The 15,024-nt window shown below is 71.5% G+C and carries 9 protein-coding genes; 1 reads left to right on the top strand and 8 read right to left on the bottom strand.

Annotated features, from left to right (window positions below):
- Positions 1–110 precede the first annotated feature (110 nt).
- The 3 genes from ACN9MS_RS00045 to gyrB all read right to left on the bottom strand — a co-directional run bounded on the left by ACN9MS_RS00045 (position 111) and on the right by gyrB (position 5,953).
- Positions 111–1,079 carry a DUF3566 domain-containing protein gene (locus tag ACN9MS_RS00045; protein ID WP_426310157.1) on the bottom strand — a complete coding sequence of 323 codons (969 nt, stop codon included), beginning with the start codon at positions 1,077–1,079 and terminating at the stop codon, positions 111–113.
- Positions 1,076–3,715, bottom strand: coding sequence for a DNA gyrase subunit A (gene gyrA / locus ACN9MS_RS00040; protein ID WP_426311941.1), 2,640 nt, complete (start codon positions 3,713–3,715; stop codon positions 1,076–1,078). Before gyrA ends, ACN9MS_RS00045 begins: the two co-directional genes overlap by 4 nt.
- A 174-nt stretch (positions 3,716–3,889) precedes the next feature.
- A complete protein-coding gene (gyrB, locus tag ACN9MS_RS00035) occupies positions 3,890–5,953 on the bottom strand; it encodes a DNA topoisomerase (ATP-hydrolyzing) subunit B (RefSeq protein WP_426311940.1) in 2,064 nt (687 codons plus the stop codon).
- A gap of 564 nt (positions 5,954–6,517) precedes the next feature.
- Between gyrB and ACN9MS_RS00030 the strand changes: the two genes are divergently transcribed.
- Entirely contained in the window at positions 6,518–8,065 is a 1,548-nt protein-coding gene (locus ACN9MS_RS00030) for a hypothetical protein (RefSeq protein WP_426310156.1), read from the top strand.
- 134 nt (positions 8,066–8,199) lie between these two features.
- On the opposite strand, the gene ACN9MS_RS00025 is transcribed toward ACN9MS_RS00030, so the two are convergent.
- The 5 genes from ACN9MS_RS00025 to dnaA all read right to left on the bottom strand — a co-directional run bounded on the left by ACN9MS_RS00025 (position 8,200) and on the right by dnaA (position 15,024).
- The gene (locus ACN9MS_RS00025; protein ID WP_426310155.1) at positions 8,200–8,718 is read right to left on the bottom strand and encodes a DUF721 domain-containing protein; all 519 of its coding nucleotides are present in this window, start codon (positions 8,716–8,718) and stop codon (positions 8,200–8,202) included.
- A 139-nt stretch (positions 8,719–8,857) separates the two neighbouring features.
- On the bottom strand, positions 8,858–10,168 hold the full coding sequence (recF, locus tag ACN9MS_RS00020; protein ID WP_426310154.1) for a DNA replication/repair protein RecF: 1,311 nt from the start codon (positions 10,166–10,168) through the stop codon (positions 8,858–8,860).
- Positions 10,169–10,211: 43 nt separating this feature from the next.
- Positions 10,212–11,150: a phosphogluconate dehydrogenase (NAD(+)-dependent, decarboxylating) gene (gene gnd, locus ACN9MS_RS00015; protein WP_426310153.1), complete on the bottom strand. Its 939-nt coding sequence runs from the start codon at positions 11,148–11,150 to the stop codon at positions 10,212–10,214.
- 59 nt (positions 11,151–11,209) lie between these two features.
- On the bottom strand, positions 11,210–12,340 hold the full coding sequence (gene dnaN / locus ACN9MS_RS00010; RefSeq protein ID WP_426310152.1) for a DNA polymerase III subunit beta: 1,131 nt from the start codon (positions 12,338–12,340) through the stop codon (positions 11,210–11,212).
- A 1,265-nt stretch (positions 12,341–13,605) separates the two neighbouring features.
- Positions 13,606–15,024, bottom strand: a complete 1,419-nt coding sequence (gene dnaA, locus ACN9MS_RS00005; RefSeq protein WP_053370370.1) for a chromosomal replication initiator protein DnaA — start codon at positions 15,022–15,024, stop codon at positions 13,606–13,608.

Here is a 15,024-nt window from a genome sequence, read left to right as displayed (position 1 = left end):
ACAGCCCCGGGGGGCCGCTCCGCTCGCAGGCAGCGATTGAGGTTACCCCACCGGGAGCCGCAGACCCAAACCGAGGGGCCTGTGACCCCCGGACCGGGAGCCGCTCCGGGTCAGTCGTCCGTGAGCGTGAGGTGCACGCCGCCCACGAGCGCGGCGACGATGTTGTACAGGAACGCCATGATCGTCGACAGCGCGGTGATGATCACCACGTTCACCACGCCGAGCAGCGTGGCGATGGAGATCACGCGGCCGAACGCGACGTACTGCTGGATGTCCACGTCCGTCTCGGTGCCGACGATCTGCGTGAACAGGTCCTCGATCTTGGCGAAGACCATCATGCCGTCGAGGACGTACCAGACCACGGCCGTCGCGACGACGGTCATGATGCCGATCGCGACGGCGAGCAGGAAGCCGAGCTTCATCGCGGACCAGGGGTCGATGCGCGAGACCGCGAGCCGGACGCGGCGCGGGCCGCCGTCGTGCCGGACCGTGGGCGTGGCGCCCGTCGCCGGGCCCGCGGCGGGCGTGGCGCCGGTGAGCGGGGTGGCGGAACCGGACACGCCGGCCGCGGAGTAGTGCAGCGAGGCTGCCGCCGCGGCGGTCGTCGCGGCCGGAGCCGCCGAGGCGCTGGGGGCCGCCGAGGTGGTCGTGGGCACGCGCCTCACCGTCTCGTCGTCGATCTCGTCGTGACCGGGCTGCTGCGGGTCGGACTCCGCCGGCGCGGCCGGGACCGCGGCAGAGACCTTCTTGGCCGCGGTCTTCGCCGCGGCGATGGCCGCAGCGGCCGCCTTCACGGCGCCGGCGCGGGCGACGGCGACGCGGCTCTCGCCCGACGCGCGCTCCATCCCGTCGTCGTCGACGCCACGCTCCGGCGCTGCCTGGCCCCCGGACTGGCTCGGCGGCGGGGGCGGGGGCGGCGGGGGAACGGCGCCGGACGCCGTACCGTTCGACGCGCCGTTCGACTCCGCGTGCTTGCTCGCCGTGGACGCACCCCCGGCGCGCGAGGTCGTGTCCGTGTCCGGGCGCGGCACGGTCAGCCGGGGCGTGATCGTCGGCGGTGCGTTGTTCTCGCTGCTCATCTGGTTTCCTCGGTGGTTCCGGGGGCCGGCTCGGTCCCGCTCGCCCCGTCGGACGAGGCGGTCGGGTCGGTGATCGGTGCGCTGCTCGTGTCGGTGCCGACCGGGGCCGTGCCGGTCCCGTCCTCGCCCTCCACGGTATCCCGATCCTCTCCGAGGCGACGCTCGACGTTCCGCGCGACCGCGATGATGCGGTCGCCCTTGTCGGGCTTCGCGAACGTCACCCCCTGCGTGTTACGGCCCGTGAGGTTCACCTCGTCGACCGCGGACCGCACGATCTTCCCGCGTTCCATGATCACCAGCACCTCGTCGTCGGCCTCTGTCACCAGAGCCCCCACGAGATCTCCACGAGCCTCCACCAGGTTCGCGACCTTGATGCCCAGCCCGCCGCGCCCCTGGACCCGGTACTCGTCGATCCGCGTGCGCTTGGCGAACCCGCCCTCCGTCACGACGAAGAGGTCGGAACCCTCCTCGACCACGTCCGCCGAGAGCAGCTCGTCGCCCTCGCGGAACTTCATGCCCGTCACGCCCGACGTCGCGCGCCCCAGCGGCCGCATCGTGTCGTCGCCCGCCGGGAAGCGGATCGACTGGCCCTTGCGCGAGACGAGGATGAGGTCGTCGTCGGCGTCCACGAGCAGCGCCGCGACGAGCTCGTCCGGCGTGCCCGCCTCGTCCTCGCGCAGGTTGATCGCGATGAGCCCGCCCGAGCGCGGCGAGTCGTACTCGGACAGCCGCGTCTTCTTGACGAGGCCGCGGCGGGTCGCCAGGACCAGGTACTCCGCGGCGTCGTAGTCGCGCAGGTCGAGCACCTGCGCGATCTTCTCGCCGGGCTGGAACGCGAGCAGGTTGGCCACGTGCTGCCCCTTGGCGTCGCGGCCGCCCTCGGGGAGCTCGTACGCCTTGGCGCGGTAGACCCGCCCGAGGTTCGTGAAGAACAGCAGCCAGTGGTGCGTCGTCGTCACGAAGAAGTGGTCGACGATGTCGTCCTCGCGCAGCTGCGCGCCGCGCACGCCCTTGCCGCCACGCTTCTGCGCGCGGTAGTTGTCGCTGCGCGTCCGCTTCACGTAGCCGCCGCGCGTGATCGTGACGACCATCTCCTCCTCGGCGATGAGGTCCTCGATCGAGACCTCGCCGTCGAAGGGGAGGATCGTCGTGCGGCGCTCGTCGCCGTACTTGGCGACGATCTCGCCCATCTCCTCGCCGACGATCGTCCGCTGGCGCTCCGGCTTGGCGAGGATGTCCTCGTAGTCGAGGATCTTGCGCTCGAGCTCGTCGTGCTCGTCGAGGATCTTCTGCCGCTCCAGCGCGGCCAGACGGCGGAGCTGGAGGTTGAGGATCGCCGTCGCCTGGACCTCGTCCACGCCCAGCAGCTCCATGAGGCCCGAGCGCGCCACCTCGACGTCGGGGGAGCGCCGGATGAGGGCGATGACCTCGTCGAGCGCGTCCAGCGCCTTGAGGTAGCCGCGCAGGATGTGGATGCTGCGCTCCGCCTCGGAGAGCAGGTAGCGCGTGCGACGCACGACGACGTCGAGCTGGTGGGTCGTCCAGTGCCGGACGAACGCGTCGAGGCTCAGCGTGCGCGGGACGCCGTCGACCAGCGCGAGCATGTTCGCACCGAACGTGTCCTGGAGCTGCGTGTGCTTGTACAGGTTGTTGAGCACGACCTTCGCCACGGCGTCGCGCTTGAGCACGACCACGAGTCGCTGGCCCGTGCGGCCCGACGTCTCGTCGCGGATGTCCGCGATGCCCTGGACGCGGCCGTCCTTGACGAGGTCGGCGATCTTCGCCGCGAGGTTGTCGGGGTTCACCTGGTAGGGGAGCTCGGTGACGACCAGGCAGACGCGGCCCTGGATCTCCTCGACGTTGACCACCGCACGCATGGTGATCGAGCCGCGGCCGGTCCGGTACGCCTCCTCGATGCCCTTGTGGCCGAGGATCGTCGCGCCGGTCGGGAAGTCCGGACCCTTGATGCGCAGCAGGAGTGCCGCGAGAAGCTCCTCACGGCTCGCCTCGGGGTGGTCCAGGTGCCACTGGACGCCCTCGGCCACCTCGCGCAGGTTGTGCGGCGGGATGTTCGTCGCCATGCCGACCGCGATGCCCGCCGAGCCGTTGACCAGCAGGTTCGGGAACCGCGACGGCAGGACCGCCGGCTCCTGCGTGCGGCCGTCGTAGTTGTCCTGGAAGTCGACGGTGTCCTTGTCGATGTCCCGGACCATCTCCATGGCGATCGGGGCCATGCGGCACTCGGTGTACCGCGGGGCGGCCGCCGGGTCGTTGCCGGGCGAGCCGAAGTTCCCCTGGCCGGCGACCAGCGGGTAGCGCAGCGACCAGTCCTGCACGAGGCGCACGAGCGCGTCGTAGATCGCGCTGTCGCCGTGCGGGTGGAACTTGCCCATGACGTCGCCGACGACGCGCGAGCACTTCGAGTACGAACGGTCCGGACGGTAGCCGCCGTCGTACATCGCGTACAGCACGCGGCGGTGCACGGGCTTGAGGCCGTCGCGCACGTCCGGCAGCGCACGCCCGACGATGACGCTCATCGCGTAGTCGAGGTACGACCGCTGCATCTCGAGCTGGAGGTCGACCTGCTCGATGCGCCCGTGGTGCACGGCGACCGCCGTACCGTCGGCGTGCACGATCTCCTCGGCCCCGTCGCCGGGAGCCGTGGGCTCGGTCTCGGGGTTCTGCTCGTCGGTCACGGTCTACCTCGTTCGTTCGTTCCTGCGTGCTCGCTGCGCTCGTCGTCTGCCGCGGTCCGCGCCGCCGGGGCGCGTTCGCGGGCCGGTCGCCCGCGCGGGGCGGGCGCCGGCCGGTCAGATGTCAAGGAACCGCACGTCCTTCGCGTTCCGCTGGATGAAGCTGCGGCGGGACTCGACGTCCTCGCCCATGAGGACCGAGAAGATCTCGTCCGCGGCGGCGGCGTCGTCCAGGGTGACCTGGTTGAGCGTGCGGTGCTCGGGGTCCATCGTCGTGTCCCACAGCTCCGAGTAGTCCATCTCGCCCAGACCCTTGTAGCGCTGGATCCCGTTCTCCTTGGGGATCCGCTTGCCCGCGGCCTGCCCCGACGCGAGGAACGCGTCGCGCTCCTTGTCCGAGTAGACGTAGTCGTGCGGGGCGTTCGACCACTTGAGCCGGTACAGCGGCGGCTGCGCGAGGTAGACGTGCCCGTTCTCGATGAGGGGGCGCATGTACCGGAAGAGCAGCGTGAGCAGGAGCGTCGCGATGTGCTGGCCGTCGACGTCGGCATCTGCCATGAGGACGATCTTGTGGTACCGCAGCTTGGTGAGGTCGAAGTCCTCGCCGATCCCCGTGCCGAACGCGGTGATGATCGACTGGACCTCCTGGTTGGACAGGGCTCGGTCGAGGCGCGCGCGCTCGACGTTGAGGATCTTGCCGCGGATCGGGAGGATCGCCTGCGTCCGCGGGTTGCGACCGCGGACGGCGGAGCCGCCGGCGGAGTCACCCTCCACGATGAAGATCTCGCACTCCTCGGCGCGGTTCGACTGGCAGTCCCGCAGCTTGCCGGGCATGCCGCCCGACTCCAGCAGGCCCTTGCGGCGCGTCGCCTCGCGCGCCTTGCGCGCGGCGAGGCGGGCCTGCGACGCCTGGATCGCCTTGCGCAGGACGTCGCGGGCCTCGTTCGGGTGCGAGTCGAACCAGTCGTTGAGACGCTCGTTGACGACGCGCTGGACGAACGTCTTCGCCTCGGTGTTGCCGAGCTTCGTCTTCGTCTGCCCCTCGAACTGCGGCTCGCCCAGCTTGACGGAGATGACCGCCGTCAGGCCCTCGCGGATGTCGTCGCCCGTGAGGTTGTCGTCCTTCTCCTTGAGGATGCCCTTGTCGCGCGCGTAGCGGTTGACCAGCGAGGTCATCGCCGCGCGGAAGCCCTCCTCGTGCGTGCCGCCCTCGGTCGTGGAGATCGTGTTGGCGAACGTGTGGACGGACTCCGAGTAGGCGCTGGTCCACTGCATCGCGATCTCGACGGAGATCCGCCTCTCGGTGTCCTCCGACTCGATGTCGATGACGTCGGGGTGGACGAGCTCGACCTTCTTGGCGCCGTTGAGGTGCTTCACGTAGTCGATGAGGCCGCCGTCGTACTTGTAGCTCACCGTGCGCGCAGCGGACGCCGCGCCCGACGACGTCTCGTCGCCGCTCGCGGGCGTGCCGTCCTCGGCCTCGCCCGTGACCTCGTCCCCGGTGTCGAGGTGCGCGGGGCGCTCGTCGGTGAGCGTGATCCGCAGGCCCTTGTTGAGGAACGCGTACTGCTGGAACCGCGCGCGCAGGGTCTCGAAGTCGTACTCGGTGGTCTCGAAGATGGTCGGGTCGGCCCAGAACGTCTGCGTCGTTCCCGTCGCCTGCGTCGCCTCCCCGCGGTGCAGCTCGCCCACGGGCTTGCCGCCGTCGGCGAACTCCTGGCGCCAGGCGTAGCCGTCACGCTGGACCTCGGTGACCACGCGGGACGAGAGCGCGTTGACGACCGAGATGCCGACGCCGTGCAGACCGCCCGAGACGGCGTACCCGCCGCCGCCGAACTTGCCGCCCGCGTGCAGGATCGTCATGACGACCTCGACCGTGGGCCGGCCCTCGGTGGGGTGGATCGCGACGGGGATGCCCCGCCCGTTGTCGACGACGCGCACGCCCCCGTCGGCGAGGAGCGTCACGTCGATCGTGTCCGCGTGGCCGGCGAGAGCCTCGTCCACAGAGTTATCCACAACCTCGTACACAAGGTGGTGGAGGCCTCGCTCACCCGTCGAGCCGATGTACATGCCCGGACGCTTGCGGACCGCCTCGAGGCCCTCGAGGACGGTGATGTTGCTCGCGTCGTAGCCGCCGCCCGCCGAGGGTGCCGCCTCCGCGGACGCCGTCGGGTCGGAGATGGCGGTGTCGGTGTGGTCTGCCACGGGCAGGACTGCTCCTCGTCGTCGTGCACGCTGCGCCCGCGTTCGTGCGGAAGCGGTCGCTGCTGCTCAAGGGTTCCGGGCCCGCACCACGGTCGGCGTCGCCTCCTCCGCGACGGCGGACGGTCGGCCGTGGACGGCCGGCCGCGCCTCCTCGGAAGGGCTGCGCGCACGGGTGGTGAACAGACCCGGAATGACCTCCCCAGTCTACCCGCCACGAGCCGAATTCCGCGGATTGTGGCCCTCCTGGGGACGGCGTCCCCGGCTTTCACGACTCGATCCGCGCGCCGTCGTCGAGACTCCTCCACAAAGTTGTCCACAGGCGTTGTCCACCGGTCGGGGAGCCGCCTCGGCGCGGGCGTCGCAGCCGTCCGCGCGGGGCAGGCCGTCCGCACCGTGGGAACGCTCCCTTCGGGACAAGTCGGGAATCGGTATTTCACGAGGAAAGTGGTCTAATACCACACACAATCATGATTCGCGCGTCGTCCCGCGCAGGAGTGATCCGCGTGCGGGCGGCCTCACCCCCGAAGGGACCCTCACCTCGTGAAGAGACTCCTCGCGAGCGTCGCGACGACAGCGCTCGCGCTCGGTGGCCTGCTCGTGGCCACCGCGGCACCCGCCTCCGCCCACAGCGGCGGACCCGTCGCCGACTGCCAGAGCCTGAAGGTCGACCTCTGGGCCTATGCGCCCGGGAACGGCCTGACCGTCGTCGTCGACGGCACGACGCTCGAGCCCCGCAGCTTCGACGGGCACTTCAAGAAGACCTACGAGCTGGACCCGACCCGGGACCACACCTGGAGCGTCGCCGTCGACGCCTCGGACAACAGCCGGTACGACAAGTCCTGGAAGGGCTCCACGACCGCCTGCGAGGCTCCCGAGGAGGAGAGCCCCGTCCAGGTCGGCGTCTACGTCTACCCCAAGCTCGACCCGAAGAACCCTGCCGCCTGGGAGAACTCGGGCCCGCAGAAGATCGTCACGAGCAACGAGGTCGCGCTGCCCGAGAAGCCGTGGGACAAGACCTGGCTCGTGGCGCCGCTCGACCTGGAGGCCGTGCGCGAGGTCGCGAAGACGATCGAGCCCGACGTGACCACCGAGGATCTGTGCACCGCGTGGGGCGTCCAGCAGGATCTCGTCGACCTTCCCGGCGGGCTCGACGCCCTCCCGACGGACATCCTCTACTCGCCGGACGGCAAGCACCTCGGCGACTTCCCCGCCGGCACGCTGATCGCCTGGGACCACCAGGACCTGGCGAACCTGTTCCCCGAGGGCGCGTGCGACACGCCGGAGCCGGTCGACGAGCCCGTCGTCGCCCCGGCGACGCCGGTCGTCCCGGCCGCGGTCGAGGTGTGCGGTGCTGAGCTCACCGAGCAGAACCTCCCGGCCGAGTCGGCGCAGTTCCGGTACACCACCACGGCCGAGGGCGTCGTCGCGGAGCCGAAGGATGCCTCCGTCGAGTTCTCGGAGGAGACGGCGCAGCTCGGATACGTCGTCGCCGAGGACGGGCGCAGCGCCCTGTTCCCGGTGGAGGACCTGCTGCCCGCGCAGGAGGAGTGCGCGCTCGTCCCGGGCGCGATCGAGGCGGTCTGCCAGGGCGACGTCCCCTACCTCGGCTACGAGGTCGCCCTGCCCGAGGGCGTGACCGTCGACGAGGAGAACCCGCTCACCATCACGTTCCTGCACCCCAACGGGGGCGAGGACTACGTGGTGACCGGACAGCCGCTCAGCGGCACGCTCCTGTGGCCCGGCGCGTCGGCAGAGGAGCCGAAGCAGTGGCCCGGGTTCGTCCGCAACGAGGACGGGTCGTACACCGAGACCGAGGGCAACTACGCCTGGACGCGTGACGGCGTCGAGGTCCTCTTCGAGGTCAACCCGGAGTACTCGACGGTCGTGTCCTACCCGCCGGCGACCAGCGCGTGCGCCAACCCTCCCGTCACGCCCGTCGCGGCCGAGGACGTCCCCGCACCCGCAGGGGCGAGCGGTCCCGAGCTCGCAACGACCGGTGCGACCGTCGCCGGAGCCGCGGCGTTCGCCGCGCTGCTCGTCGGTGGCGGCGCGCTGGTGTTCTGGCTGCGCCGTCGCGTGCAGTCCTGACCCCATGACGTGGTGACCAGCGCCCCGGTCACCACACCCGCGAGGCCCGCCGTGACCCGGTCACGGCGGGCCTCGTCGTCCGTCGCCACCGCCGCTGGTGCGCCTGTGGTCGACGCGGCCGGCGCCGTCGAGCCTCAGCCCCAGGTGTCGCGCGGGCCGGGCCCGCGGACCGACTTCTTGCCGCGCCGGAAGCTCGGCCCCGCCGGCCCGAGGACCGTGACCGTCTCCACCACGCCCTCGCCGACCTCGTGCGCGAGCCGTTCGAGGAGCTGCGGTGCGAGCAGACGCACCTGCGTCGCCCACGCGGTCGAGTCCGCACGCACCACGAGGACCTTGTCCTCGAACGTCTCGGGCTCGCAGTGGTCCGCCACCTGGTCGCCGACCACCTCGCGCCACCGTCCGACGACGCCGCCCACCGACACGTCGGCGACCCAGTCGCGCTCCCGCAGCAGGTGCGCGACGACGTCGCCCAGGAGCTGGGGGTCGCGGCCGCCCGGCCGGGCGCCCGACGTGGGTGGGTCGGCCAGGATCCGGCGGCGAGGCTCCTGCCCCGGCCGCAGTCCCTTCGCCCGGGCCGCCGCCTTCGCCCGGTTGAGCGCCTGCCGTGCCACCTCCGCGGGCGGCGTCAGCTCCACGACGTCCCCGACGGGCACCCCCGTCGCCCGAGGCCCCACCTCGTCCCGGTCCTCGGCAGTCGGGTGCGCCGACGTGGGGCCGCCTGGCGAGGCCGCCGCCCTCTCCCCCTCCCAGGGTGGCCCAGGGGCGTCGGACGACGCGGCGCCGCGCGACCCGTCACGGTTCGACACGGGTCACCGTCCCTTCGTGGACGGCGAACCGCGCCCCGTCCAGGAGGGCGGGGACGTCGTCGGGCACGGCCGCGGTGATGATCACCTGGCCGGCGCCCGCGACGAGCTCGGCCAGCCGCTCGCGCCGCCGGACGTCGAGCTCCGCGAACACGTCGTCGAGCACGAGGACGGGCTCGCCGTCGGGACCCCACTGGTCCGCCCACAGGAGGGAGTCGAGCCCCGCCGGCGCCCCGTCCTTGAGGAGCCGGTACGACGCGAGGCGCAGGGCGAGCGCGAACGACCACGACTCGCCGTGGCTCGCGTAGCCCTTCGCCGGCAGGCCGCCGAGGGTGAGCACGACGTCGTCGCGGTGCGGCCCGACGAGGTTCACCCCGCGCTCGACCTCCTTCGCCCGCACCACCCGCATGGCATCCAGCATGCGCTTCTCGAGCGTCGGCGCGTCGGGGAGGCCCGACGTCGGACCGTCGCCGTCGGGGACCGTGGCGCCCGGGGCAGGGGCGGCGGCGTCGGCCCCGTCCGGGTCGAGCGCCTCGTCGACCGACGAGCGGTACGCGATCCGCGCCTCGCCCTGCCCGGCGCTGACCTGCTCGTACGCCTCCGCGACGTACGGCGTGAGGGCCGCCACGAGCTGGAGACGCAGAGCCGTGATCTCGGCGCCGAGGCTCGCGAGCCGCGCGTCCCAGACCTCGAGCGTCGCGAGGGGGGACGATGCGCCCTCGGGCGAATCGTCGTCCGGCGGCGGCTCCGCGGCCACGGGACGCCGGGTCCCGCGGCTCCGACCCCGGAGCGCTGTCGCGGACTTGAGGAGCGCGCCACGCTGCCGCAGGACGCGCTCGTAGTCCGCGAGGAGCGCCGCGACCCGGGGGACCAGGAGGACGGCGAGCTGGTCGAGGAACCGGCGGCGACCGTCCGGGTCGCCCTTGACCAGGGCGAGGTCCTCCGGCGCGAAGAGGACGGTCCGCACGATGCCGAGGACGTCGCGCGGCCGCTGCGCGGGCGAGCGGTTGACACGGGCCCGGTTCGCGCGGCCGGAGGCGATCTCCAGCTCGACCGTGCTCGCCCGGTCGCCCCGGACGACCCGCGTCCGGACGACGGCTCGTGTGGCGCCGGCGCGGACGAGCGCCGCGTCCCCCGCGACCCGGTGGCTCGCGAGCGTCGCCACGTACCCGATCGCCTCGACGAGGTTCGTCTTGCCCTGGCCGTTCTGCCCGACGAGGGCGTTCACGCCCGGGACGAGCTCGACGTCGACGGACTCGTACGACCGGAAGTCGACGAGGGACAGGTGCGAGACGTACATGGGTCCGGCGTGAGGTCGGGGACGAGGCGGGCGGACGCCCCGGTCAGGCCGGGGGCTCGAGCGGGCCGGCCCCCGGGGAGGCCGGGCCTGCTGCCTTGACGGCGTGCCCGCCGAACTGCTGCCGCAGGGCGGCGACGGCCTTGAGCGCCGGGGACTGCTCCTGCCGGGAGGCGAAGCGCGCGAAGAGCGCGGCCGAGATGACCGGCAGCGGGACGGCGTTGTCGATGGCCTCGTCGACCGTCCAGCGACCCTCGCCGGAGTCGTCGACCCAGTCGTCGATCTCGGCGAGCTGAGGGTCCTCCTCGAGCGCCTTGACGAACAGGTCGAGGAGCCAGGACCGCACGACCGTGCCGCGCGTCCACGCCTTCATCGTGCCGTGCACGTCCTTGACGAGCCCGCTCTTCGCGGCGAGGAGCTCGTAGCCCTCCGCGTACGCCTGCATGAGGCCGTACTCGATACCGTTGTGGACCATCTTGGCGAAGTGGCCGGCACCGACCTCACCCGCGTGGACGAAGCCCTCCTCGCGCGGCCCGTCGGGCCGCAGCGCGTCGAAGATCGGCATGGCGGCCTCGACATGGACCGGGTCGCCGCCGACCATGAGGCCGTAACCGTTCTCAAGGCCCCAGACTCCGCCCGAGACGCCGACGTCGAGGTAGCCCACGCCCTTCTCGGCCAGCTCGGCGGCTCGTGCCTGGTCCTCCGCGTAGTACGAGTTGCCGCCCTCGATGACGAAGTCCCCGGCGCCGAGCAGGGCGCCCAGCTCGGTGACGACGCCCCGCGTCGGCTCGCCCGCGGGCACCATGACCCACACGATGCGCGGACCGTCGTCGGGCAGGGCCGCGACGAGATCAGCGAGGGTCGCGACGTCGGAGACCTCCGGGCGAGGGTCGTAGCCGACGACCTCGATGCCGGCGGCGCGGACGCGCGCCCGCATGTTGTTGCCCATCTTGCCGAGGCCGACGAGTCCGATGCGCGTGACCATGCGAGTCCTCCGGGGTGCGGTGATGCGGTCGAGAGACGGGGGCGGAGCCGTCCGCGCGGTCAGCCCGCGAAGCGGATCGGCACGAGCAGGTAGCGGTAGTGCGAGGAGTCCTCGCCGTCCAGCGAGTCCTGCCCGGTGAACTCCACGGGCTTGTTCGGGTGCGTGAAGCTCAGGCGCACGAAGTCCGTCCCGAGAGCCCCGAGACCGTCGAGGAGGAACTGCGGGTTGAAGGCCACCGAGATGTCCTCGCCCACGAGCACGGCCTCCAGCGCCTCGGACGCCTGCGCGTCGTCGCCCTGCCCCGCGTCGAGCACGACCTGCCCGTCCGTGAACGACAGCCGGATCGGGGTGTTGCGCTCCGCGACGAGCGAGACGCGCTTGGCCGCGTCGATGAGCGGAGCCGTGGGGACGACCGCGTGGATCGGGGTCTCGTCGGGGAACAGCCGACGCACGGCGGGGTAGTCGCCGTCGACGAGCTGCGACGTGGTGTGGCGGCCGCCCGCCTCGAAGCCGACGAGGTCTACCCCGGCCCCGGTGTTCAGGCCGACGTTCACGAGACCCGAGCTGCCGAGCGACTTGGCCACGTCGTTGAGGGTGCGGGCCCGGACGAGCGCGACCGCCGAGTAGCTGGGGGTGACGGGGGTCCACGTGAGCTCGCGGAGCGCCAGGCGGTAGCGGTCCGTGGCGAGCAGCGTGATCTTCTCGCCCTCGATCTCGACCCGGACCCCCGTGAGCAGCGGGAGCGTGTCGTCGCGGCTCGCCGCGACCGTGACCTGCGCGACGGCGTTCGTCAGCTCGTCGCCGGAGACCGTCCCGGAGAGCTCGGGCATGGCGGGCAGGGCGGGGTACTCGTCCACAGGCATGGTGAGGAGCGTGAAGCGGCTCGCGCCACAGGTCACGGTGACCTTGCTGCCCTCGAGGACGACGTCGACCGGCTTCGCCGGGAGCGCGCGCGAGATCTCGGCGAGCAGGCGGCCGGAGACGAGCACCGTGCCGGGCTCGCTCACCTCGGCGGGGATCTCCGAGCGGGCCGAGACCTCGTAGTCGAAGCTCGAGAGCCCGATCGTCCCGGACGCGTCGGCCTCGAGCCGCACACCGGCGAGCACCGGGGCGGGTGGACGGGTCGGCAGGGTCCGCGCCGTCCAGGTCACCGCGTCGGCCAGGACATCACGCTCAACCCGGAACTTCATCCCACACCCTCTCGTCCCAACGTCCTGATCGGACTCGATCTTCACATGTGCCGTCCGGCTGCGCCTCGGCGCACGGCTCGTCCTCGGGCTGAGCACGTCCTGGCCGCTGGAGCGAAAGCCCGTGGCGGGGGACGCGAGGAGCTCGGGTCGCAGGTCCGCGCACACGTGTCGTGCATGAACCCTACGCGAGGAGCAGGTCCGGAGGAACTGGAACGAGGTGCCTGGGGACGGTCCTGTGGAGCGATGTCGCCATGGCGGCGACCCGTGTGGCCTGCCCCTCCGTCGGCACGCCGGTGGCCGGTCCGCGGCCGGTACGGGATCGTGGTCGGAGCAGGTGGCGCGGGTCGGCCGCCGGAGCCTGATGAAGGCGTGTGGAATTCCCCCTTGATCAAACCTTCGTCGTCGTCATAGGGGTTGTGGAATGCGTGGAAAACGGGTGTCAGCGCAGGTCAGAAGGCGAAAACGCGTGTGGACGAACCCGTGCTCTCGCTGTGGGAAAGTCGCACGGCCTGTGGGCGACCGATCTGTCCCCACACGCCGTCCACCGTTGGGAGCCTCCCCGTCCACAACGTAGGGCCGGTCGTCCACAGTTATCCACAGACGCGTGCACAGCGGACGGCTCCGAGCGCCGTCCACAGACTGTGCACGACGCACCCTTTCCACAGCCCTCCCGGGAAAAACGCTCGGTACCCCGCGGATTGTGACGAGGCACTGGGTGCTGTGGTCGATCGTGGCTCCCCAGATCACGCGGATGTCACAACTCACAGGTGTCCTGTGGATGACTGTGGACAACTTGACCCACACGCTGTGTACGAAGCGATTCCCTCCGCTCTCCCGGCCGCGTCGGGACGCTCGCGAGGGGTGTATCCACAGGTTGATGCACTCCGGTGGGCATCTCTGTGGATGGGTGTGGACGAGGCGGTTGACGTCGGGAGTCCGCGCGTCGGGGGCACTGGCCGCCGTCGGCATGGCAATTCGGGTACGTGGGCGCCCGAGGCCCGCTGCTGCGGGAACGTGCGACGGCCTTGCCCGCGCCGGAGTCCGGCATGGACCGTTGAGGGGAGCGCGCCGCGGACGGAGGGTCGGCACGGCGAGACGCGTGGATCGCGTCGACACCCGACGGCGTCGGCGTGTGACGGGGAGCGTGCCGGCGGCCGGAAGCGAGCGGCCGCCCGCGCGGGAGGTGTGGAGACGGCCGCCGAACGACGGACCGGACCTCCCGGCGTGGCTGGCGGCCTGCGCGAGCCGGCCCACAGCGACGCGCCTCAGCCCCGGTGCTGCTGCTTGATCCTGCTCGTCAGCTCGGTGACCTGGTTGTAGGTGGACCGTCGCTCCGCCATCTGCTCGGTGATCTTGCGGTTCGCGTGCATGACCGTCGTGTGGTCGCGCCCGCCGAACTGCTGGCCGATCTTCGGCAACGAGAGATCGGTCAGCTCACGGCACAGGTACATGGCGATCTGCCGTGCGGTGACGAGGACGCGCGAGCGAGAGCTCCCGCAGAGGTCGTCGATCGTCAGGCCGAAGTACGCGGCCGTCTGCGCGATGATCGCGGCGGGGGTGATCTCCGCGCTGTCCTCGTCGGTGATGAGGTCCTTGAGGACGATCTCGGCGAGCGGGAGGTCGACCTGCTGGCGGTTGAGGTTCGCGAAGGCCGTCACCCGGATCAGCGCGCCCTCGAGCTCGCGGATGTTCGTCGAGATACGGGAGCCGATGTAGGAGAGCACGTCGTCCGGGGCCGCGAGCCGCTCGCTCGACGCCTTCTTGCGGAGGATCGCGATGCGCGTCTCGAGGTCCGGCGGCTGGACGTCGGTGATGAGACCCCACTCGAACCGGGAGCGGAGCCGGTCCTCGAACCCGTTGAGCTGCTTGGGCGGCAGGTCGGACGTGATGACGACCTGCTTGTTGGCGTTGTGGAGGGCGTTGAAGGTGTGGAAGAACTCCTCCATCGTCTGTTCCTTGCCCTGGAGGAACTGGATGTCGTCGATGAGGAGGACGTCGACGTCCCGGTAGCGGCGCTGGAACGCGCCCGCCTTGCCCTCACCGATCGAGTTGATGAAGTCGTTGGTGAACTCCTCGGAGTTCACATAGCGCACGCGGACGTTCGGGTAGAGGTTGTGCGCGTAGTGGCCTATCGCGTGCAGCAGGTGCGTCTTGCCGAGGCCCGAGTCCCCGTAGATGAACAGCGGGTTGTAGGCCTTGGCGGGCGCCTCGGCGACGGCGACCGCCGCCGCGTGCGCGAACCTGTTCGACGACCCGATGACGAACGTCTCGAAGACGTACTTGGGGTTGAGCCGGCTCGGCTCGGCCTGGGGGCGCGGCGGGGGAGGGGGCGGGAGATCGGGAAGACCGTCGTCCGGCTCGATGTACGGCCGCTCCACGGCGGGGCGGGAGGCTGGGGCGACGACCGGGTCCGAGCTGAGCTCCGGGTCGACCGTGATGCCGAAGCGGACGTCGCGTCCGAGGCACGAGGACATCGCCGTCACGAGCTCGTCGCGCACGCGGGTCTCGAGGTAGGTGCGGGTCTGCTCGTGCGGCACCGCGATGAACACCGTGTCGTCGAGGATCGCGAGCGGCTTGGCCAGCCGGATGAACGCGATCTGTCGCGGGGTGATGTCCGGGCTCGCCTCGAGGATGCTCAGGGTCTGCGCCCAGACGTCGGCGATGTTCTCGTCCGGGTTGGCCAC

Source organism: Cellulosimicrobium sp. E-16, from assembly GCF_049913115.1.
GTDB lineage: Bacteria > Actinomycetota > Actinomycetes > Actinomycetales > Cellulomonadaceae > Cellulosimicrobium.
This window is presented reverse-complemented; position numbering and strand designations above follow the sequence as displayed.